Genomic DNA, 20,616 nt, shown 5'->3' with positions numbered 1-20,616 from the left:
GCGCGTTCTTCCAGGTCCAGGTGAGTCACTCGCGTTGCGCTCGATCACCGATCGGTCTACCACTTCGGCGGCTCGAGTCCGGCGCCAGCCAGCAGGTCCTTCCAGCGCTGTTGGATGGAGAGGCGGGAGACGTCCGCAGCCTCGGCGACGGCACACTGGGTGCGGCCGTCGCCCGCGACGAGCGACCCGGCGTAGATACTCGCGGCCAGCACCGCCGGCTTCGATCGATCGGCCTCGGGGACGTTCGCGAGAAAGAGATCGGCGGCCGTCGAGCGAGCCTCGCCCGTCAGCTCGAGGCGATCCGCGGCCTGCTCGAGTTCCTCGAGCCACGGTTCGTGTTCGACGCGCGTATTGGCGCTGTACATGCTCGTTACAACGGATGGTTGCACCATAAACACACGGTTGGCGATCGCTCCCGTCGCGTCCCACCATCGTTCACCTATCGAGGACTGTGGCGGCAGCCGTGATTCTCATCGCAATAACGTGCTACGCCAGACAACGTCCAGCTACGAAACCCTAGGCTAACTGGCCGTTCGCCCGGGATTTCACTAGGTCACTCTTACTAAAGCGGTTCGGATTCGAAGCAAGGACCACGCACCCGGCGGGGGGTACGCGTCACCACATGAACGAACCAACTTGCAAACTCGTCTGTACTGGCTGTGGGCTCGAGATGCCGTATCGAGACCGATCGTTGGCCGAGCAGGCAGCCGAACTCCACCAGTTGCGAGACGCCGAGCACATCACGTTCATCGTGCCGCCGGACTGGTCGCCCGAGGAACCGGTGACGCACTAGGACGGACCGATACTTTCTTAGCCGATTCGACGTGTATTCGAACTCGAGCGCGGGTAGCCAAGTGGTAACGGCGCAGCGCTTAGGACGCTGTCTCGTAGGAGTCCGCAGGTTCGAATCCTGTCCCGCGCATGCCTCTCCGAGCACTCCGCGAGGAGAGGCATCGCGACGAGGGATTCGAACGAGAGAAGTCGCGCGCAACGAAGTGAGCACGTCTTCGCGTTGTTCGAATCCTGTCCCGCGCCTCGAGTGGTGACCACTCCTGTTCCCCACTGACTGGGGATCGAGGCCGACACACCTTTGCTGGGAACCCGAGTCTGGGAGACCAGTGATCTATGGTGGCGACGATCGAGAATCTCTCTCCTGGTGATAGACTTTCTGGCCCGATGGTGTTCACCGTTACAGAAGTCTGTTGGGACCCTGAAGTCGCGCGGCGAGCGGAAGTTGCCCTCGTCGACTGTAGAGGAAACGAACTACGGCTCGTCGACTACGAAGGCGCGAAAATCTCGATTGACTGGAAGCGAAACCACCGGTATCGAATTTCCAGATGCGCAGTTCAAGCTGGAGGTGGTGGATACGCTCTCGAGCTCTCTCCGAGCAAACGAACGGAGATCGATTCGATTGGTCCGATCGAACGAACCGCCGGAATTCTGGTGATTGGGGATACGCACGTCGGTCGGACCACGCATCCACGAACTGGTGAAACGATCGATCCGATTGGGGCGTTCAGTGCGGCTGTCGACTACGGTATCGAACAGGACGTCGATGCAGTCGTACACGTTGGGGATATTTTCCACGATACGGCGACTGCCGTTCAAGCGAAGGCCGTCGAGCAACGCGTCTTTGACCCGCTGGCCGAAGCTGGGATCCCGTTCTACTACGTTCGCGGTAATCACTCGGCAGAACCAGGCGACGAATTGCTCGCAAGCAGAGACAGCGTGCAGGTCTCACGGATCGACACCAGTGGAATATCGGTCAAATCGACGGTCCGACTTTTCGGTATCGATCACCATCCAGAAGGCAAGCTTCGCTGGCATACTCTCGAGTTTCCAAACGCAGTCAGTGAACCCGTTTCTATTCTTATCCTCCACCAGACGCTCGAGCAGCTTTCTGGACCCGGTCGAAAAAGCGTTGATCTCTATCAGATTCAACGTCGGTTTGGGAGTCAATTCGATTCCGTTGTTTCGGGACATCATCACGATGCCAGGTCAAAGAAATGGCGAGGAGTCCCTGTGATGTATGCTGGCGCGGCTGAGAGAATGAGCAAGAACGTCGACCCAGTCGATCGAGTCGCGTGGCTTCTGACCGTCAGGGACGAAGCGATTGCTTTCGAGCAGTACGATATTCCGTAATCCCCTCGATCATCCCACAACGACCATCGATAAAACCCGTTTCACGGAACGTTTCGGGATTACTCACCTCATCCTTGTATCCATCATAGCTGCACACATCGCAGGTAACCAGGTGTGACAACTCGAGCCACGAAACTCGAGACTCGACGCAAACTCCCATGATTTAAGCAACGGCGCGACTGCTTTTCGAGTGCGCAATGAAACTCCACGAGTACCAGGCGAAGCAGGTGTTCGCTGACGCCGGGGTTCCGACGCCAGCGTCGACGCTCGCGTCGGACGTCGACGGCGTCCTGGCGGCCGCCGACGAGATCGGCTATCCGGTCGCGATCAAGGCACAGGTTCAGGTCGGGGGTCGCGGCAAGGCCGGCGGGATCAAACTCGCCGAGGACGCCGACGAGGCCCGCGACGCGGCCGAATCGATCCTCGGGATGGACCTCAAGGGCTACCACGTTGACCGCGTGCTGGTCGAGGAAGCCGTCGACTTCGTCAACGAACTGTACGTCGGCGTAACGATGGATCGCGGGGAGGGCAAGCCCGTCGCCATGGTCTCGACGAAAGGCGGCGTCGACATCGAGCAGGTCGCCGAGGAGACGCCCGAAGCGATCGCTCGTGAACACGTCGATCCCGCGTTCGGCATGCACCCCTACCAGGCTCGCAAGGCCGTCTACGACGCGGACGTCGATCCGGACCTCGCCCTCGACGTGGCGGGCGTCTTGACGACGCTCTACGACCTCTGGGACGACCGCGACGGATCCGACGCCGAGATCAACCCGCTGATGGTCACCAGCGACGGCGAGGTCATCGCGGCCGACGCCGTGATGAACATCGACGAGGACGCCCTGTTCCGCCAGCCCGAGCTCGCGGAGATGGAAGACGAAGCCGCGAGCGGCGACGAACTCGAGCAGAAGGCCGACGAGTACGACTTCGACTACGTCCGCCTCGAGGGCAACGTCGGGATCATCGGCAACGGTGCCGGTCTCGTGATGACGACGCTGGACCTCGTGGACCACTACGGGGGGAAGCCCGCGAACTTCCTCGACGTCGGTGGCGGCGCGAAGGCCGAGCGAATCGCCAACGCGCTGGATATGGTGTTCTCCGACGAGAACGTCGATTCGGTCGTGTTCAACATCTTCGGGGGCATCACCCGCGGCGACGAGGTCGCCAAAGGGATCAACGAGGCCCTCGGACAGTTCGACGAGATTCCAAAGCCGGTCGTCGTGCGGCTGGCCGGAACGAACTGGGAGGAAGGCATGGAGATTCTGAACGAGGACCTCGTGACGGTCGAACAGACCCTCGAGGATGCGGTTCAGCGTGCCGTCGAGTACGCGGAGGGAGAACAATGAGCGTCTTAGTCGACGACGACACTCGCGTGGTTGTACAGGGAATCACCGGCGGCGAAGGGAAGTTCCACGCCGGTCAGATGCTCGAGTACGGGACCAACGTGGTCGCTGGCGCCGTCCCCGGAAAGGGCGGCCAGGAGGTCCACGGCGTCCCGGTCTACGACACGGTCGACGAGGCCGTCGAGGAAGAAGACGCCGACGCCTCGGTCATCTTCGTCCCGCCTGCGTTCGCCGCGGATGCCATCTTCGAGGCCCTGGACACGGACCTCGACCTCGCGGTCGCGATCACCGAGGGCGTCCCGACCCAGGACATGGCGAAGGTCAACAAGCGCCTGACCGAGACCGACACGCGGCTCATCGGGCCGAACTGTCCCGGCCTGATCACGCCCGGCGAGTCCAAACTCGGCATCCTTCCCGGCAACATCTTCGCCGAGGGTGACGTCGGTCTCGTCTCCCGCTCCGGCACGCTGACCTACCAGGTCGTCGACAGCCTCACCCAGCGCGGGATCGGCCAGACCACCGCCGTCGGTATCGGCGGCGACCCGATCATCGGCACCGACTTCGTCGACGCCCTCGAGCTGTTCGAGAACGATCCTGAGACAAAGGCGATCGTCATGTGCGGCGAGATCGGTGGCGAGGACGAAGAGGAGGCCGCGGCGTACATCGACGAGCACGTCGAGACGCCCGTCGCAGGCTTCATCGCCGGCCGAACGGCCCCGCCAGGAAAGCGGATGGGCCACGCGGGCGCCATCGTCTCCGGTTCGGGTACCGGCACCGCAGAGAGCAAGATCGACGCGCTCAACGACGCGGGCGTCCCCGTCGGCGACACGCCCGAGGAAGTCGCCGATCACATCGAGAGCTTCCTCTAGAGCGCGAGTCGGTCGGATTTTCATTATTTCGTTGTTTCGTTGTTTCGTTGTTTCGTCGTTTCGTTTTTAGGCTCCGAGGCGACTCGAGACGAGGACACGCACTCGAGTCGAGGATTCACTCGAGTCGAGAGTACATCCGTTACTGCGTGACTCTCTGCTGTCTCCGGACGACCTCGAGCCTGCCACAACACGTAAGCGAGTCCCCTGCGACGCTGACCGTATGCAGCGGATGCCACTCGGTATCTCGCGGTTCGACGCGATGATCGGCGGCGGCGCACCGAGCGGAAGCGTCGTCTTGCTGGCGACCGAGGCGGGTGCCGGCGGCCGGGAGTTCTGTTACACGGCGACGGCCATGAACGGCCTCGCCAGAGCCGACGGCGACCAGTTCGAGTTCTACTACGGCGACCTCGAGCCTGGCGTCGTGCTCCCCGACAACGTTCATTACGTCTCCTTTACGAGCGAACGCGACGCGATAGTCGACGAGATGCGGTTCGTCCTCGACGACGACCTCGTCGAGGCGGGGACGTCGGCCGTCTCGTTCGTCGACCTCTCCCAGGAGTTCTTCCAGTTGACCCCGGTACCGACCGACTGGTACAGCGACACGCGAACCGACATCACGAACCTTGGCGACGGGACGAACCGCCGGAACGTGCTCGAGGCGCTCGGCGAGTACCTCACGGAACACGCTTCCGGGAATCTGGTCGTTATCGACTCCGCAACGGACCTGCTGGCGGCCGCGGCCACCAGCGACCAGTTCTCCCAGAGCGATCTGACGATCCTGCTCAAGGGGCTCAAACGAGCGGCGTACCGATGGGGTGGCATCGTCCTGTTGCTCGTCGATGTCGAAACGCTCACCGGGCAGGCGTTCGGTCGGCTCAAGGAAGCCGTCGACGGGACGCTACACTTCGAGTGGGAGAGCGGAGGCTCCGAACGGGATCGAACGCTGGTCGTCGAGGAGTTTCGAGGCGTGCTCTCGCGGCTCGAGGACGAGAACATCGTCCAGTTCGAAACCGAGATTCGCGACAGCGGGTTCGACATCAGTAACGTTCGAAAAATTCGGTAGGCTCCTCCCACCCCTCCCCTTCACCGCCCTCATATCCCCATCTCCTCCCTTCACCGCCCCCACCTCCATCCCTCGCCATCCGCCCATCTACACCCGTCAGCCGAATACCACGCTGAGAGCCAATCTCCTGCGCGTATCGAGCGCTGAAACCGACACAACCCCTAAGAGTGCGCCCGTCGAATCGGGTACGCATGGCGAGCGAGAACCACGAGGACGGGGCGGTCTCGTTCGCGTTACCAGCCGATGTGGACGATTGGATCGACGAGGAGGCTGACCGGCACGGCGAGACGCGAGCGGCGTTCTGTCGACAGCTCCTGTCGGCGACGCACGCGGTCACCACCGACGATGCGGGACCCGACGATGAAGGCCCTGACGAAGACCGGATCGAGCCCGTCGACTCCGAGACGCTCCGATCCGCACTCGAGGAGCAGCGAACCGAGTTCATCGACCACGTCGAAGACGTTCGTGAGCGCGTCGTCCAGGTCAAGCAGGAGGCTGATGGGAAGGCCCCCGAGGAGCACGACCATGACGAGTACGCCGACCGTTCGGCGGTCGAAGCGCTCGACGAGGACCTCGAGACCGTGGCAGAGCGACTGTCGGCGTTCGAGGACCGGATCGACGCGCTTTCGAGCCTGGAAGCCGACCTCGAGGCCCTCTCGGAGGCGGTCGACTCGGGCTTCGAGAACTTCGAGGACGTCCTCGAGCACGTTCTGGAGACCACCGACGAACTCGAGCGGCGGTCGACGACGCTGGCGACGGCGGTGCTCGACCTTCGCGAACAGCGAGACGCCCTCGCGGCTCGCGAGCGTCGCCGTTCGGAGGCCGAACGACTGCAGCGAGCGGCGAGTCGGCTCGGGATTCAGACGGCCACCTGCGCGGCGTGTTCGACGGCCGTTTCGATGGGACTCCTGACCGAACCGACCTGCCCATACTGTGGTACGCAGTTCGCGGACGTCTCGAAGAAGCGCTCGTTCCTGGGGTCGCACACGCTCGAGACGGGCGAGCCGCCGGCCCTCGAACCGGCAGCGCACGCGGCGGTCGACACCGACGAGACGGCGTCGGTCTTCGAGACGGTCGAGGCCGACGCGGAACCGGCGGTCGACGACCAATCGACCGCGAGCGAGGAGGAAGGCAAATGAGTGACGATCGTAGCGACGGCGGCGGCGATGTGAGCCGGGAGTTCGACGACGGTGATGTGGACGTAGACACGAACTCGGACCCAGATTCGGATTCTGCATCGAACTCGGACGCGTCAAACTTGGACGCGTCGGACCCAGACGCGAACTCGAGACCGGGCCAAAACTCAGAAGCGGACGAGGACTCGAGAGCCGTGGCGTTCGACGAACGAGCGCTCGAACCCGACACCACTGACGAGACGCCGCCAGCACTCGAGTCAGCCTCCCAGAAACCTGACGACCGTACGGACCCCCTCGGCGACCTCGCGGCACGAGTCTCCGACCAGGCGACGTCATCGCCGAAGCGGGATCCGGCCATCGACGACCTGTTCGATCGGGAAGACGTCGCCGAAATCGATCGCGAGCGCCTCTGGGCGGAACTCGAGGACGAGTCCACGGAGGTGTCGCCGGAACCATCCACCGAACGGGAGTATCGGACTATTCCGAAGCGAAGTTACTGCCACCAGTGTGAGTACTTTTCCGACCCACCCACGGTCGCCTGCACCCACGAGGGGACGGAAATCCTCGAGATGCCTTCGATGGACACCTATCGCGTCGTCGACTGTCCCGTCGTGCTCGAGGACGAGGCGCTCGAGCGGGATCGATGAGCGTGGGCTCGAACGCGTAGTGTTTCGAGTCGCTATCGTGTCGACTCGCCGGCTCAAAGGTCGTCAGCGTCGTCACTCACCGATTCAGTGGCAGTCGAGAAAATCCCCAATTCAGGCCGAAATGGCGGCGCCTTTCTTTCGCGTGACGTAGCCCGCGATTCGGTTTCGAACGCCCTTCGATTCGATGTTCGTCAGCTTCGTGACGCTGTCTTTGTTCTGTTCGAAGTCGGTCGTGAACGCCTCCGGATACTGCTCCAGGAGGATGTTCCCCGTCTTTTTGATGTAGGCCGGCTTGATTGCCATACCCGTTATTCCGTGAGCGCCTTCTAAAGCCATTCGTTCTCGTCTCGCGCTCGCGCCGACGGGTTCCACTCGCTGTACGCCACGAGATTCCCGAACGCCGCTCGCTCTCTGGTGCCGCCAGCCCGGTCGACAACCTCGAAGCAGTGCTCTAACAGCCCCTCGAGTCGCGCGCGGTCGTAGCCCTCGACTCCGAGGCGGGAGGCCGCGACGGTCGCCTCGATCACGGCGCCGAAGCCGCGATTGATTGGGACCGGCGTCACGGACTCGCGTTCGACGGCCGACTCGCGTGGCTCGAGCGTCCACTCCGCCCAGCCGGTGCCGTCGGCCGTGCCGGTCTCGACTCGCTCGACTGCGACGCGAGCCCAGGCGTCGGCGGACTTGAGGATCGGGTCCTCGCGTTCGGTGATCGAGAGCGCGGCGTCGACGAAGTCGACCGGGTCGCGGGTGAACTGGACGTAGCCCTCGCCTCGCCGCTCGAAGTTCCGGCGCGTTCGCGTGTTGCCCCACGTTCTGGCGGTGGCGGGGTCGCCGGCGAACACGCCGAGTGCGGCGACGTTCCACAGCCCATTGGGCCCGAGCGTGGTGACGACGGTTTCGCTGACGCCGCGTAACTCGAGTGGCCACCCTACGGTGTTCGCGCCGTCGTCGACGGTTCCCGGGTCGCTCATATCTCGACCGTTTCGTGCTCGAGGGCGATGAATAACCCGGCCGCGGTGAGATCGGCCGGCGTTCCCGGATTGTCCTCGTGGTCGCCGATGTTAGTACCGATTATGGTGTGGATGGTAGCTATGAGAAATAATGTAACGGAGGTAAATCCTACAATAATCATATATGCTCTTCGGATATAGATTTTCTATGGATAGAAGAGGATTCTTGAAAACCTTTGGTATAGCCACGACAGGACTCGTCAGTATTGGTGGTATCGGTTGGTGGGTAACACGGGATGATCTCTCCCTATCAGTTCGAAACCTTACAGAATCTAAAAGACCCGTTTCCATCTCTGTTGAAACTGGATCAGATACTATTTTCCACGATTCATTTGAGGTTCCTGCCTCAGAAACTATAGATCGTGAAGATATTGCGAAACCAGGACAATATACATTATCTTTAACACTCGATTATCATGGAGATAATAAGTTCGAACACGAAGTAGATACCCAACTTTGCCATACTTCGAGGATGACCTTCGAAATAGACATCGGCAACGCCCTGGCGATCTATGAAGACTGCTAGTTCCTTACAAATTCCTGAAGCACTGTTTCAGCTCGTGGATGCTCCGGGACATGGCAGACCTGGCTTCCCACTGCACCTACTGCATTGTACAAGTACCCAGCGAACGTCGCCGTCCGGGCCGGAATCACTCATATCTCGACCGATTCGCGCTCGAGGGCGATGAATAGCCCGGCCGCGGTGAGATCCGCCGTCGTTCCCGGGTTGATCCCCCGGTCGACCAGCTCGTCGGCGAACGTCTCGACCGCCGGTCGATCGGTCTCGAGGGCGTCCCGCTCGTAGAGCATCGCAGCGCGGTCGGTCACCTCGACCGCGACGTCCTCGTCGTGGCGGGCGGCGACGAGGGTGTCCGGACGCTCTGCGAGCAACGAGAGGAAGACCGAGGCGGCGCGCTCGAGGATCGATCCCCCGGCCGCTTCGAGGCGGTCGGCCGCGGCGAACGACCGCTCGAACCCGCGGATCCACTCGCGAGCGACGTCGTCGCCGGGGACGCTCCCGTCCATCACGTCGTACAGCGTCAGCCCGCGCTCCTCGAGGGCCGGAATCGCGTCGCTCCCGCGGCGCACGTCGAGGGGTTCCATGTCCGCGGGCGGGTCGCCGACGAAGACGTCGACGTAATCGAACGCGCGGTAGAACGCCGCCGCGTCGGCGACGGTCGTCCCCTCGACGACGCTCGTGACGGCGGATCTGGTCAGGCCGTCACCGTCTCGAGCAGCCCGAACGAGCGGAACGAGCACCAGCAGTGCGCCGAACTGCGTGTTCCCGCCCTCCTGTTCGGCCATGCCTTCGATCGCGCGTTCGAACGCCGGACCGACGGATGCGCCGTCGGCTGCCATCTCGAGGCCGTCGCGGGCTCCCACGGCCCCTGCGAGGAAGTGTTCGAATCGTAAGTCCTCGAGGTCGCGGTGTCGGTCGACGTTCCCGGGCTTCGGCGTGCCGGCGACCTCGAGCAAGAGCGCGAGTTCAGCGGTTCGATCCGGTCGCATGCCATCACCTCCACGCCGGCGAGGCTTAGGCGTAGGTGTCTCGTGGCCGTCGAGTCGTCTCGCGTACCGCGCTCCTGACGCTCAGCACTCCTTCGGCTCGGTGACGACCAGTGTCCCCGTCTCGGTCACGTCGTTCGCGGAGACGATCCAGTCGTGTTCGCCAACCCCGAGATCCCTGCTCGTGACGGTGAAGTGAACGGCGTCGGTCTCGCCACCGTCCAATTCGAGGGAAATCGACTCGTTGTACGGACCGATCTCGAGCCGGACCTCGATCGAGGTCGTCTCGTCGCGTCGGTTCGTCACGGTGACGTCGAAGTCCGCGCCGTCTTCGGCGGGCTCGGCGTCTTCCCGGTATTCGATCGATTCCGGGGCCTGGACCGAGAGACGTGGGGGATTGCCGTTCGGGTTCTCGTCCCCGTCTTCGGACGAGCGAAGGGCCGCGACCCTATCCGGTGTCGAGACGTACAGAGTGTCCCCGTTGGCGGCGCACGACATGGCCGGCCACATTGCGCCCCTGTAATCCTCGACGCCGAGTTTCGCGAGCGAAAACGACCAGAGTTCGTCCCCGTTTTCGAGGTCGAATCCGTACAGCTCTGGCTGTTCCCTCGAATACGAGTGGTGCGGAATGACAACGGTTTTCCCGGCAACGATTGGTCGGCCCCAGGCGTCCGTCGAGCCGCCGATTGACCACCGGGAGTCCGTGTCGTAGTGGTACGCTCCGAAGCCGGCTCTGCCCACCGCGACTTTTGCCGTTTCTGTCACCGCTAGCGGGAACCGGTACGTCGTGTAGCCGACTTGATCACCGGTCGTCACGTCGAGGACGGGGAATTCCTCGCCGTCGCTGATCTGCCCCGTGAAGAGGAGTCCCGCCCCGACGGTGAGGTGGTCGTGATAGTCAACATGCGTGGCATGATACAGTTTCCGGTAGGACCACTGCTCGTCACCCGTAACCGGATCGAGCGCGACGAAGCCCGCATCGCCGACGCCCGCGTAGATCGATTTATCGTCAGCGGCGACCGGCGTCGATGTGAACCGAACCGCCTCCTCCTCTTTTTCCTCCCAATGGCGGGTCTCGAGTTTGACGGACTCTCGCTTCCACCGGACCGAGCCGTCGGTTCGGTCGAGCGCGTACAGGGTCCCGTCGACGACGACGTACACTGTCTCGTATGCGACGACCGGCTCCGGAACCGAAACCTCGCTATCGGACTCGAATTCCGCTCGCCAGCGAATCTCGCCCGTCCGAGCCTCGAGCGCCGTCACTGCGTCGCCGCCGACGTAGACGGCGTCGTCGACCACCGCCGGCGTCCCCGCGGCACCGACGTCGTCGCTCTCCCACCGGACCGTGCCGTCCTCGGCCTCGAGTGAGTGTACTTCCCCGTCAGTTCGAAGGTAGACGACCCCATCGACGACGGCAACGTCTCCGGTGTAGTCGTACTCCCAGGCGACCGACGTCGGCGCGGGCAACCAGCCATCGAGCGGGATAGCCGACGAGTTTTTGACACCTCCGTGGTGGGAGGACCAGCCACTTTGCTCTTCGAACGATTGTTGCGAGTCCTCCACCTCCTGAGTTGCTCCGGCGGAGACGAGGACGCTACCAGTCGCGAGTGCTGCACCTGTTGCCAAGACGGACCGTCGTTTCCAGGACGACATAGGTGGGAAAACCGGACTTCCTCCTATTCCTATGCGGTTGTTTATCCGAACGTTTCACGTAGAGAAACTGTTGCTCGCGCTGTAATTATGGCGCTGACACGGGGTCGGTCGAACGTCGAGGGCGAGGCTGAGATCGACTCCACGAGGCGGGCTTCCGCTCGAGCAATCGGTGGTGCCTACCTTGTCGTTTCGGGCGACGGCGCGGGAATCGAACGGCGGAAGTGGCGGATTCTAGCGGGTCGCAGTCGACGCTTCCAGCGTAATTCACCCCGCGTCTGGAGAGATTCCACTCTCGACGCCGATCGATGGACACTCCCCCGTCGATCATCGAACGCATCGCCGCTGGTGGGAAATTCTCAAGGCGACTCCCCCACAACGATCTGTCATGACCGAGACTGACGACGGCGTCACGCTGACCGTGCGCGCGGCGGAGAAGCGCGACGCCGGCCGCGGCGTCGCACGGATCCCAGAGACCGCGCGGCGAAAGCTCGGCGTGTTGAGCGGCGACACCGTCGTCATCGAGGGCGAGGGGCGAACCGTCGCGAAGATGTGGCCGGCGGATCCGGCGATCCCGGAGCAGGTCGTCCAGATCGACGCCGACACCCGCGCGAACGCTGGCGTGAACGTGGGCGACACCGTCGAGGTGCGAGCGACGGACGGCTCGTCCATCCGGGAGGCCGAAACCGTTACGCTCTCGCCGCCGCCGTCGCTGAGCGACGCCGAGTCGCGACTGGCCGAGCGCGTCGCCAACCAGAAACTGCGCAACCGGCCGATTCGCGCCGGGGAACAGATCCGGATCGAGGGCGTCGCGGCCGACCCCTTCACCGTCGTCGAGACCGAACCCGCGGGCGACGTCCAGATCACCGGCTCCACGACCGTGCTAGTCTTCGACGACACCGATACCGACGGCGCCGATACGCCGAGTTCGACGCCGTCTCGAGACGGCGACGACGGGCGCGGATCGGCAGGGACGGCGGCCAAGCCGAATCGACCATCGGGCGTCACCTACGAGGACATCGGCGGCCTCGACGAGGAACTCGAGCAGGTCCGGGAGATGATCGAGTTGCCAATCTCCGAACCCGAGTTGTTCAAACGCCTCGGGGTCGAGCCGCCGTCGGGCGTCCTGCTGTACGGACCGCCAGGCACAGGGAAGACGCTGATCGCCCGCGCAGTGGCCAACGAGGTCGAGGCCAACTTCGTCACCATCTCCGGGCCGGAGATCATGTCGAAGTACAAGGGCGAGTCCGAGGAGCAACTTCGACGGACCTTCCAGGAGGCCCGCGAGAACGCCCCGACGATCATCTTCTTCGACGAAATCGACTCCATCGCGGGGACGCGCGACGACGACGGCGACGCCGAGAACCGGATCGTCGGCCAGTTGCTGACCCTGATGGACGGGCTCGACGCCCGCGGCGAGGTGATCGTCATCGGGGCGACGAACCGGGTCGACTCCATCGATCCCGCGCTCCGGCGCGGCGGCCGCTTCGACCGCGAGATCCAGATCGGCGTCCCGGACATGGTCGGTCGACGCGAGATCCTCGAGGTCCACACCCGCGGGATGCCCCTGGCCGAGGACGTCAACGTCGACAAAATCGCGAGTCGGACCCACGGCTTCGTCGGCGCGGACCTCGATTCCGTCGTCACCGAGGCCGCGATGGCTGCCATCCGCCGCCGACCCACCGACGCCGACGATCGCGCGGCCTGGAGCGCGAATCCCACGGTTACCCGGGCGGACTTCGACACCGCGCTCGCGGCCGTCGAACCCTCTGCAATGCGCGAGTACGTCGCCGAGTCGCCCAACACCGACTTCGCGGACGTCGGCGGTCTCGAGGACGCCAAACAGGTCCTCCGGGAGTCCGTCGAGTGGCCGCTGACCTACGAGCGACTCTTCGATCGAACGAACACCGATCCGCCCTCGGGGGTCCTGCTCTACGGGCCGCCAGGGACGGGGAAGACACTCCTCGCGCGGGCACTCGCCGGCGAGACCGACGTCAACTTCGTCCGCGTCGACGGCCCGGAGATCGTCGACCGCTACGTCGGGGAGAGCGAGAAAGCGATCCGCAAGGTGTTCGAGCGCGCCCGCCAGTCGGCTCCCTCGATCGTCTTCTTCGACGAAATCGACGCCATCGCGGCCAATCGCGACGACGGCCACGAGGTGACCGACCGCGTCGTCTCACAACTGCTGACCGAACTCGACGGCATGCGGGAGAATCCGAATCTCGTGGTGCTGGCAGCGACCAACCGCAAGGACCACCTCGACCCGGCCTTGCTCCGACCAGGCCGCCTCGACACGCACGTCCTCGTGCCCGAACCCGACCTCGAGGCCCGCCGCAAGATCCTCGAGGTCCACGGCCGCGGCAAGCCGTTCGGGGAGGACGTCGACCTCGATGCCCTCGCCGACGACCTCGAGGGTTACACCGGTGCCGACCTCGAGGCGCTCGTCCGGGACGCCTCGATGCGGGCGATCCGCGAGGTCGCTACGAAGTACGGTCCCGAAGAGGCGAACGACCACGCCGACGACGTTGTCGTCGAGCAGCGCCACTTCGAGGCGGCCCGGGATGCGGTGGACGCCAAACGCTAACGGCTGGTGTTGGCTGGCCGATTGACGACTGGTGCTGGCTGACCGGTTGACGGCTGGTGCCGGTTGGCCGGTCGCACATCGGCCAGGAACTGATCAGCGGCTCGAGCGACCGTCGTCGAGTCCGTCGTTGCCCGACAGCAGATTTTCGTCGGTCTCGAGGATCACCGTCTCTCCGGCGGTCATCTTCTGACCCGGCTCGACTACCAGATCCTCGGGGTCGACTGAGGGGGGAAACACCACGTCGACCCGACTGCCGAACGCGATGTGGCCGATTCGCTGGCCGCGCTCAAGGGAGTTGCCAGGCTCGACGTAGGGGTGGATGCGGCGGGCGAACGCGCCGGCGATGAACGTGACCTCGGCTTCCGTCGATCGTTCCTGGGATTCGGTTTCGTCGGCGCTCGAGTTGGGGGTCTCGTCGTCATTCTCGGAGAACGCCCCTTCTGTGGGCTCAAGGTGCAGGTGAACTTTCTCGTTCCGGTCGGAGTCCTTCGAGAATGCGGGTTTGAATCCGCCCGGCGAGTGCTCCACGTCCCGTACCGTGGCGTCGAACGGCGCACGGACGACGTGGACGTTGTGTACGTTCATGAACGTCCCCAGCCGAAACCGGTCACCCTCGGTCCGCATGACGGACACCTTGCCGTCGGCGGGCGCGACGACGCCAGATAGGGGCGGCGTTCGCTCGGGATCGCGGAAGAACGCGAGCGTCCCGACGCCGAGCAGGAGGGTCGCGATGCCGACGCCGACGCTGATGAGGTAGGCGAACGGGGCCACGACCAGCGGAACGATGGCGTAGCGCCACGCACCCGGCGCGAACTTCATAGTCGGACGAACGCGGCGTGAACGCTTGGGCGTTACGACCGCGGCTCGAGTGGGACCGATTCCCGCCCGAACCTGGCCCCATGCTCAGTCTCAGTCAATCCCAGAACGCCTTCGTCCGGGCGTACTGGCGCTCCTTCTCGAGGATGTCTCGGTAGAAGTCGGCCTCGTTCTCGCGTAAGCGACTGATGATCTGGGCGGCGTTGTGCGGGCCGACCCCGCGGGCGGACATGGCGACGACGGCCCGCTTGCCGTGACTCTGGACCAGATTCGCATTTTTAACCGCGCGACGGGTCAGCTCCTCCTGTTCCTCGTCCTTCGAGTCAGCCTGGACGGCCTGGAGGACCTCGTCGGCCCACGGACTCAGTGCCGCCACACGCGTCGAACCGCAATTCGGACACTCGGGTTGCTCAGCGACCCGCTTCACTTTCGTCCGCGAGTACCACTCCCGACAGTGGGTGCACAGCAGGGTCACCCGGTCGTCTTGCAGGCGCTCCTTGACGGTCTGGATGACGCTCGCATCGGCGTTCTCGGGTACCAGCAGTTCCTTGCCACCGGAGCGGCCCGCGCTCCCGATGGCCGTCCGGCCGCGAACCGTCTCGAGCGATATCTCGCCGGACTGGAGCCGCGAGAGGACGCGGCTCGCGCCCGTCACGTCGAGGTCCTCGTGGAACACCTCGCGGATCGACTCGGCGTACATCGGCGTGTCCTCGAGCGCCTTGAGCAACCGCTCGTTCGACATGCGGCCGGAGCCCTGCCAGCGCTTGAGCGCGCCGAACTTCGCCGAGACCTGCGAGAGGCGGTAGGCGAGGGCGTCCGATCCCTTCAATCCCAGCTCGACGATGGTGCCGACGTGGTCGGGGTCCGTCTCGGTCAGGACGGCCACGACGTCGCTCGTCGCCACGTCGGTCGGCACCTCGAGTTCGATCCGGTAGGGATCGGTGTCGAGGCCAATCGACGACCCGGACTGCTGGCCGAGCAGGGCCGAGAGCACGCGACCGAGGGTTTCGTTCGTCCGGTGGCCGAAGCAGGCGTTGAGGACGACCGTCCGCCCCTGGCGCTCGAGCACGATGCGGTCGTGAGTCGGCATCGGTGCCTCGCCCTCGAGCTGTTTTCGAAGCCCGGAGACGGCCCCAAGGAGCGTCGTATCGTCGCCCGGGTAGCGCCCGCCGAGGTCGCGAGCGACGGCGTCGTCCTCGGCGCCGGTCTCGAGTTGGGCGCCGACGGTACCGCGAATTTCGCCGACCTCCTGGGCGACCGGTTCGGGGACGGGAATCTCCTGGCCAATCCAGGACGGGACCTCGCCTGCTGGATCTTCGATGGGGGTGACCCGTACTCGCTCCTCGTCGTCGTCGATTTCAACGATCCGCCACATCTCCCCGCGCTGGATGAAGACGGCCCCCGGCTGACCGAAGGTCGTGACGAATCGCTCGTCGAGAGTGCCGATCTGGCCGCTCGAGGCGATGTCGTGGACCTCGTAGGTCGCCTCGTCGGGGATCATCGAGAGGTTGGCGTAGACGTACTGCCAGGTGCCGCCGGTGGTCTCGACTCGCTCGCTGCTCTCGTCGAACCAGACGATGCGATTCCGGTGAAGCTCCGAGAGGACGCTCCGCAGGGCCGATTCCTCGAGGTCGCGGAACGGATAGGCGCGGGCGAACAGGTCACGGATTTCCGAAATGTGGCGCGAGCCGGTCGACTGGACGATCCCCGGAATCTGGTTGGCGACCACGTCGAGGCTCCCGTCGTGGATCTCGGCCGGTTCGACCTCGCCCGCGCTCGCCCGCCGGGCGATGGCCAGCGCCTCGAGCGTGTCGTCCGGGCGGGTCGTGACGATGGTCCCCCGTGAGACCTGGTCGCGGCGGTGGCCCGCGCGGCCGATCCGCTGAAGCAGTCGCGAGACCTGGCGCGGGCTCTGGTACTGGATCACGTGGTCGATCCGGCCCACGTCGATCCCGAGTTCCATCGAGGAGGTACACAGCAACGCGTCGAGGTCGCCGGCCTTGAACCGGTCCTCGACGTCGATGCGGGCCTCTTTCGAGAGCGATCCGTGGTGGACCCCGATCGGCAGGTCGAGGCGGGTGAACCGCGAGCCGAGCGCCTCGGCCGTCTGGCGAGTGTTGACGAAGATGAGCGTGGACTCGTTTTCGGCAACGAGGTCTCGGATGAATCGGACGTGGCTGGCCGTCGTCGCGTCGGTGGCGAGTTCGCCCGCGAGTCGCTGATCCTCGTCCGTGATCTCGGGCTGGCGAACCCGCACGTCGATCCGGCTCCCGACGTCGATTTCGCGAATCGTACACGGTCGGCCGCCCGTGAGAAACTGGCCCACCGAGTCGGGGTCGCCGACGGTCGCGGAGAGCCCGATTCGCTGGAACGAGCCCGAGAGTTCGCGGAGTCGCTCGAGCCCTACCGCTAGCTGGGCGCCCCGCTTGGAGGCGGCGAGTTCGTGAACCTCGTCGATCACGACGTGGGAGACGTCCTCGAGCCCCTCCCGGAGGCGCTCGCCGGTGAGCATCGCCTGGAGCGGCTCGGGAGTCGTCACGAGCACGTCGGGCGGATTCTCGGCCTGCTTGCCGCGCTGGTACTGGGTGGTGTCGCCGTGACGGACGTCAACCTCGAGGCCGAGGTACTCGCCCCACCACTCGAGGCGCTCGCGCATGTCACGGTTGAGCGCCCGCAGCGGGGTGACGTAGAGTGCGCCGAACCCGTCGGGCGGGTCGGCCACGAGGTCGTCGAAGACGGGAAGCATCGCCGTCTCGGTCTTGCCACTCCCCGTGGGGGCGATCACGAGCGTGTGCTCGCCGGCGGCCAGCGGCGGAATCGCGAGTCGCTGCGGCGCCGTCGGCGTCGCGAACCCGCGTTCGGAGAGGGCCTCCCGGACGCTCGAGCCGAGGTGAGTGAAGGCGGCGACGTCCCCGTCTGTCATCGATTCTAGCAGGGGCCGAGTGAGGATAAAAGCCGTGTTACCGACCCGATGTGCGCCGTGTTCTCGAGCGTCTCGCCCGCCGGTACCGCGGCTTCGTCGCTCGTAATCCCCTTATACGTCGGCCCATCTATCTCTCTCCATGCACCCGCCCGGCGCCGACACCGTCCTCGTCCGACACGGGGACCTCAACACGAAGAGCAACACCGTCAAGCGGTACATGCTCGACTTCCTGCTCGAGAACCTCGAGGCCGTCCTCGCGGACCGCTCGGTGGCCGGCGACGTGGAGGGCAACTGGAACCGCCCGCTGATCCACACCACCGAGGACGCCGTGGAGGCCGCGGCCGCTGCCGCCGCCGACGTCTTCGGCGTGGTCTCGACCAGCCCCGCAATCGTGGTCGAGGCCGACCTCGAGACGATTTGCGACGCACTCGCCAAGACCGCCCACGCCCGCTACGACGGCGGCAGTTTCGCCGTCGACGCCACCCGCGCCGACAAGCGACTCCCGTTCACGAGCGAGGACGTCGCCCGGCAGGGCGGGACCGCCATCTGGGAGGCCGTCGAGGACGAGTTCGATCCCGAGGTCGACCTCGAGGAGCCCGACCTGACCTTCGGCGTCGAGGTTCGCGACGAGGCGGCCTACGTCTACCTCGACCGTCTCGAGGGGCCAGGCGGACTTCCCCTCCGATCGCAGGCGCCGATGGTGGCGCTCGTCAGCGGCGGCATCGACTCCCCCGTCGCGGCCTACGAGATGATGCGCCGGGGCTCGCCGGTGATCCCGGTCTACGTCGCGCTCGGTGACTACGGCGGCCCGGACCACGAGGCCCGGGCCATCGAGACCGTCCGATCGCTCTCGCGGTACGCGCCGAACGTCGACCTGAGCGTCTATCGCGTGCCCGGCGGCGAGACCGTCTCCCTGCTCGCGGAGACGATGGAGGAGGGGCGGATGCTCTCCCTGCGGCGATTCTTCTACCGGATCGCGGAGCAGATTGCCGAACAACACGACGCGAGCGGAATCGTCACGGGCGAAGCTATCGGGCAGAAGTCGAGCCAGACGGCCCAGAACGTCGCCGTCACGAGTCGTGCGACGCGACTGCCGATCCACCGGCCCCTTCTCACGCGAGACAAACAGGAGATCGTCGCGCAGGCCCGCGAGATCGGGACCTACCGCGACTCGACGATCAACGCCGGCTGTAACCGGATCGCGCCGAACCGCGCCGAGACCAACGCCCGTCTCGACCGGTTGCTCGAGGTCGAGCCAGACGACCTGTTCGAACGTGCTGAAGCGGCGGCGGCGAGCGCCGAGCGGATCGAGTTGTGAGTTGTGAGTGGGCTCTGGCGCTCGAACGCTCGTCGGCGGTAAACGGTATCCACACGCTCGAGTATCCACGCGCGTCAGCGTGGAGCAGATCGTCGCCGGCTCGAGATTGCGCATTCCCGCCTGGCAACCGCTGAGAGAATACCCGCGTCACTGTCGATTTGGACTACGGAACGATTTCGAACGCCGTTGCAGTTCTCCTGGTCAGAGAGGATAGGTAACACACAGATTTGTTCGAACTCCCCTCTATAGCCGGTGGCACCGCGTACGACCGATAGCTGGCCTGAGGTTCGAGTCGCCAAGTATCTGTATTCACGACGGTATCACAGCTGCCCAAATCACTTTGGGAGAGGGGTCTTCCCGCTCACTCGGTTGGTTTCTGTACGGTCGAACGACGACTGACCCCATATCCGGGGTCGATCCCGTGCCGCCGTCGCTGTGATGTGAAACCACTCAGCGTGCAGTAGCTCACCAACACCATGCAACTCAGTCTCGAACTCGAATACTGGACCGTTGACGATACGGGTGCACTCGCACCTGCAACACCGGTGCTCGACCGCATCGACGACCTTCACGCCGAGAGCGCAGACCCCATGCTCGAGGTCGTCACCGATCCGTGCGATGGCATCCCCGAACTCCGGGAGGAGGTCGCGTCCAGACTCCAGGAAGCGATCGACGTCGGGCGAGAAGAGGGACGTCACCTCGTCCCGCTCAGTACGCCGCTCAACGCCGGTTCTCTCGGCACGAGCGATACGCCTCGAACGCGGATTCAGCGTCAGGTGCTCGGCGAAGCGTTCGAAAAGGCCACCTACTGTGCCGGCACCCACCTGCACGTCGATCAGATCGAGGGAGCCGAAGCCGACCAGTTGAACCTCCTGACCGCACTGGACCCGGCGTTTGCGCTCGCTGGGAGTTCCACGTACCACCAGGGAGAGAACGTGGCTGCCTGTGCGCGCCCCCACGTCTACCGGCGGACGTGTTACGGCGACCATCCCCGGCTCGGCCGATTGTGGCCCTACGCAGAGGACGTAGACGAGTGGAACGACCGGATCGACGCCACGTTCGACGACTTTCGCCAACAGGCAGTTGCCGAAGGCTTCGACCAGGAGACGTTCGACGAGCACTTTACGCCAGAGGATACGATCTGGGCACCGGTTCGGTTGCGCGACGAATTCGACACGATCGAATGGCGGGCCCCGGACGTCGCACTCCCTGGACAGGTCCTGCAACTCGCCGAAGACGTTCGAGACATCTTGAGTCTCGTCGAGCGTAGACGCGTGGAGATCGGTGGACGGGGCGACGTTACGGGGTCGACAGTGTCGATTCCCGAGTTCGATCGAGTGAAACAGCACGTGAGCGACGCCATCGATTACGGGCTCGAGGCGCCTGCTGTCGAGCGATACCTCGAGACGATGGGATTCGACCCCTCCGCCTATCGTCCGCTCTCGACGGAGTTCGAGGACAGCCCTCGGCTGTCTCGGGCGCAAGCACGGCAACTTCGACTTCGGTACGCCCACCGGCTCGAACGGGAAGTCGACGCACTCGCCTCCGAGCAATCACCAGCACAGCCTTCGGTTCTCCAGCCAGTCTGAACCAGGGTTCACTCTTCTGACGG

Annotated in this window: 19 protein-coding genes and 1 tRNA gene; 12 read left to right on the top strand and 8 right to left on the bottom strand. The window is 64.6% G+C overall.

The window, feature by feature from the left end:
* Positions 1–56: 56 nt before the first annotated feature.
* Positions 57–365 (bottom strand): cyclin family protein, encoded by a 309-nt coding sequence (locus AC6I65_RS07345; protein ID WP_497901275.1) that lies wholly within the window; start codon positions 363–365, stop codon positions 57–59.
* Between the two features lie 257 nt (positions 366–622).
* On the opposite strand from AC6I65_RS07345, the gene AC6I65_RS07340 reads away from it, so the two are divergent.
* From AC6I65_RS07340 to AC6I65_RS07305, 8 genes are all read left to right on the top strand, one after another.
* Positions 623–793, top strand: coding sequence for a hypothetical protein (locus AC6I65_RS07340; protein WP_253434770.1), 171 nt, complete (start codon positions 623–625; stop codon positions 791–793).
* 47 nt (positions 794–840) lie between these two features.
* Positions 841–922, top strand: a tRNA-Leu gene (locus AC6I65_RS07335).
* Positions 923–1,125: 203 nt separating this feature from the next.
* Positions 1,126–2,142, top strand: a complete 1,017-nt coding sequence (locus AC6I65_RS07330; RefSeq protein ID WP_497901274.1) for a metallophosphoesterase family protein — start codon at positions 1,126–1,128, stop codon at positions 2,140–2,142.
* A 197-nt stretch (positions 2,143–2,339) separates the two neighbouring features.
* Positions 2,340–3,485, top strand: a complete 1,146-nt coding sequence (gene sucC, locus AC6I65_RS07325; RefSeq protein WP_497901273.1) for an ADP-forming succinate--CoA ligase subunit beta — start codon at positions 2,340–2,342, stop codon at positions 3,483–3,485.
* Positions 3,482–4,351 (top strand): succinate--CoA ligase subunit alpha, encoded by an 870-nt coding sequence (gene sucD / locus AC6I65_RS07320; RefSeq protein WP_497901272.1) that lies wholly within the window; start codon positions 3,482–3,484, stop codon positions 4,349–4,351. Before sucC ends, sucD begins: the two co-directional genes overlap by 4 nt.
* A 220-nt stretch (positions 4,352–4,571) precedes the next feature.
* Complete coding sequence (locus AC6I65_RS07315) at positions 4,572–5,414, top strand: RAD55 family ATPase (RefSeq protein WP_497901271.1); 843 nt, start codon at positions 4,572–4,574, stop codon at positions 5,412–5,414.
* 191 nt (positions 5,415–5,605) lie between these two features.
* On the top strand, positions 5,606–6,553 hold the full coding sequence (locus tag AC6I65_RS07310) for a hypothetical protein (RefSeq protein ID WP_497901270.1): 948 nt from the start codon (positions 5,606–5,608) through the stop codon (positions 6,551–6,553).
* On the top strand, positions 6,550–7,197 hold the full coding sequence (locus tag AC6I65_RS07305; RefSeq protein WP_497901269.1) for a DUF8135 domain-containing protein: 648 nt from the start codon (positions 6,550–6,552) through the stop codon (positions 7,195–7,197). The genes AC6I65_RS07310 and AC6I65_RS07305 overlap by 4 nt, the downstream gene beginning before the upstream one ends.
* 111 nt (positions 7,198–7,308) lie before the next feature.
* On the opposite strand, the gene AC6I65_RS07300 is transcribed toward AC6I65_RS07305, so the two are convergent.
* From AC6I65_RS07300 to AC6I65_RS07290, 3 genes are read right to left on the bottom strand one after another with little or no spacing between them, the layout of a single operon-like run.
* The gene (locus AC6I65_RS07300; protein ID WP_497901268.1) at positions 7,309–7,500 is read right to left on the bottom strand and encodes a 30S ribosomal protein S17e; all 192 of its coding nucleotides are present in this window, start codon (positions 7,498–7,500) and stop codon (positions 7,309–7,311) included.
* A gap of 23 nt (positions 7,501–7,523) precedes the next feature.
* Positions 7,524–8,168 carry a DUF447 domain-containing protein gene (locus AC6I65_RS07295; RefSeq protein ID WP_497901267.1) on the bottom strand — a complete coding sequence of 215 codons (645 nt, stop codon included), beginning with the start codon at positions 8,166–8,168 and terminating at the stop codon, positions 7,524–7,526.
* A complete protein-coding gene (locus AC6I65_RS07290) occupies positions 8,165–8,329 on the bottom strand; it encodes a hypothetical protein (protein ID WP_497901266.1) in 165 nt (54 codons plus the stop codon). The genes AC6I65_RS07295 and AC6I65_RS07290 overlap by 4 nt, the downstream gene beginning before the upstream one ends.
* Before the next feature lie 26 nt (positions 8,330–8,355).
* On the opposite strand from AC6I65_RS07290, the gene AC6I65_RS07285 reads away from it, so the two are divergent.
* A complete protein-coding gene (locus AC6I65_RS07285) occupies positions 8,356–8,733 on the top strand; it encodes an Ig-like domain-containing protein (RefSeq protein WP_497901265.1) in 378 nt (125 codons plus the stop codon).
* A gap of 128 nt (positions 8,734–8,861) precedes the next feature.
* Here AC6I65_RS07285 and AC6I65_RS07280 read toward each other — a convergent pair whose 3' ends face one another.
* Positions 8,862–9,716 carry a triphosphoribosyl-dephospho-CoA synthase gene (locus AC6I65_RS07280; protein ID WP_497901264.1) on the bottom strand — a complete coding sequence of 285 codons (855 nt, stop codon included), beginning with the start codon at positions 9,714–9,716 and terminating at the stop codon, positions 8,862–8,864.
* Positions 9,717–9,797: 81 nt separating this feature from the next.
* The gene (locus AC6I65_RS07275) at positions 9,798–11,339 is read right to left on the bottom strand and encodes an outer membrane protein assembly factor BamB family protein (RefSeq protein WP_497901263.1); all 1,542 of its coding nucleotides are present in this window, start codon (positions 11,337–11,339) and stop codon (positions 9,798–9,800) included.
* A gap of 412 nt (positions 11,340–11,751) precedes the next feature.
* Here AC6I65_RS07275 and AC6I65_RS07270 point away from each other — a divergent pair, with 412 nt between their 5' ends.
* Complete coding sequence (locus tag AC6I65_RS07270) at positions 11,752–13,947, top strand: AAA family ATPase (RefSeq protein ID WP_497901262.1); 2,196 nt, start codon at positions 11,752–11,754, stop codon at positions 13,945–13,947.
* A gap of 93 nt (positions 13,948–14,040) precedes the next feature.
* Here the strand turns inward: AC6I65_RS07270 and AC6I65_RS07265 are convergent, their stop codons facing one another.
* Both AC6I65_RS07265 and AC6I65_RS07260 read right to left on the bottom strand, forming a co-directional pair.
* A complete protein-coding gene (locus AC6I65_RS07265) occupies positions 14,041–14,766 on the bottom strand; it encodes a protein sorting system archaetidylserine decarboxylase (RefSeq protein ID WP_497901261.1) in 726 nt (241 codons plus the stop codon).
* Between the two features lie 94 nt (positions 14,767–14,860).
* Positions 14,861–17,686, bottom strand: a complete 2,826-nt coding sequence (locus AC6I65_RS07260; RefSeq protein WP_497901260.1) for a DEAD/DEAH box helicase — start codon at positions 17,684–17,686, stop codon at positions 14,861–14,863.
* Positions 17,687–17,825: 139 nt separating this feature from the next.
* Between AC6I65_RS07260 and AC6I65_RS07255 the strand changes: the two genes are divergently transcribed.
* Positions 17,826–19,004 (top strand): tRNA sulfurtransferase, encoded by a 1,179-nt coding sequence (locus tag AC6I65_RS07255; RefSeq protein ID WP_497901259.1) that lies wholly within the window; start codon positions 17,826–17,828, stop codon positions 19,002–19,004.
* 476 nt (positions 19,005–19,480) lie between these two features.
* On the top strand, positions 19,481–20,593 hold the full coding sequence (locus AC6I65_RS07250) for a glutamate-cysteine ligase family protein (protein WP_497901258.1): 1,113 nt from the start codon (positions 19,481–19,483) through the stop codon (positions 20,591–20,593).
* Positions 20,594–20,616: the final 23 nt, after the last annotated feature.

It is taken from the genome of Natronosalvus sp. KLKA75 (genome assembly GCF_059736265.1).
The sequence above is the reverse complement of the archived record's forward strand: the minus strand, read 5'-3'. Positions and strand labels throughout refer to the sequence as shown.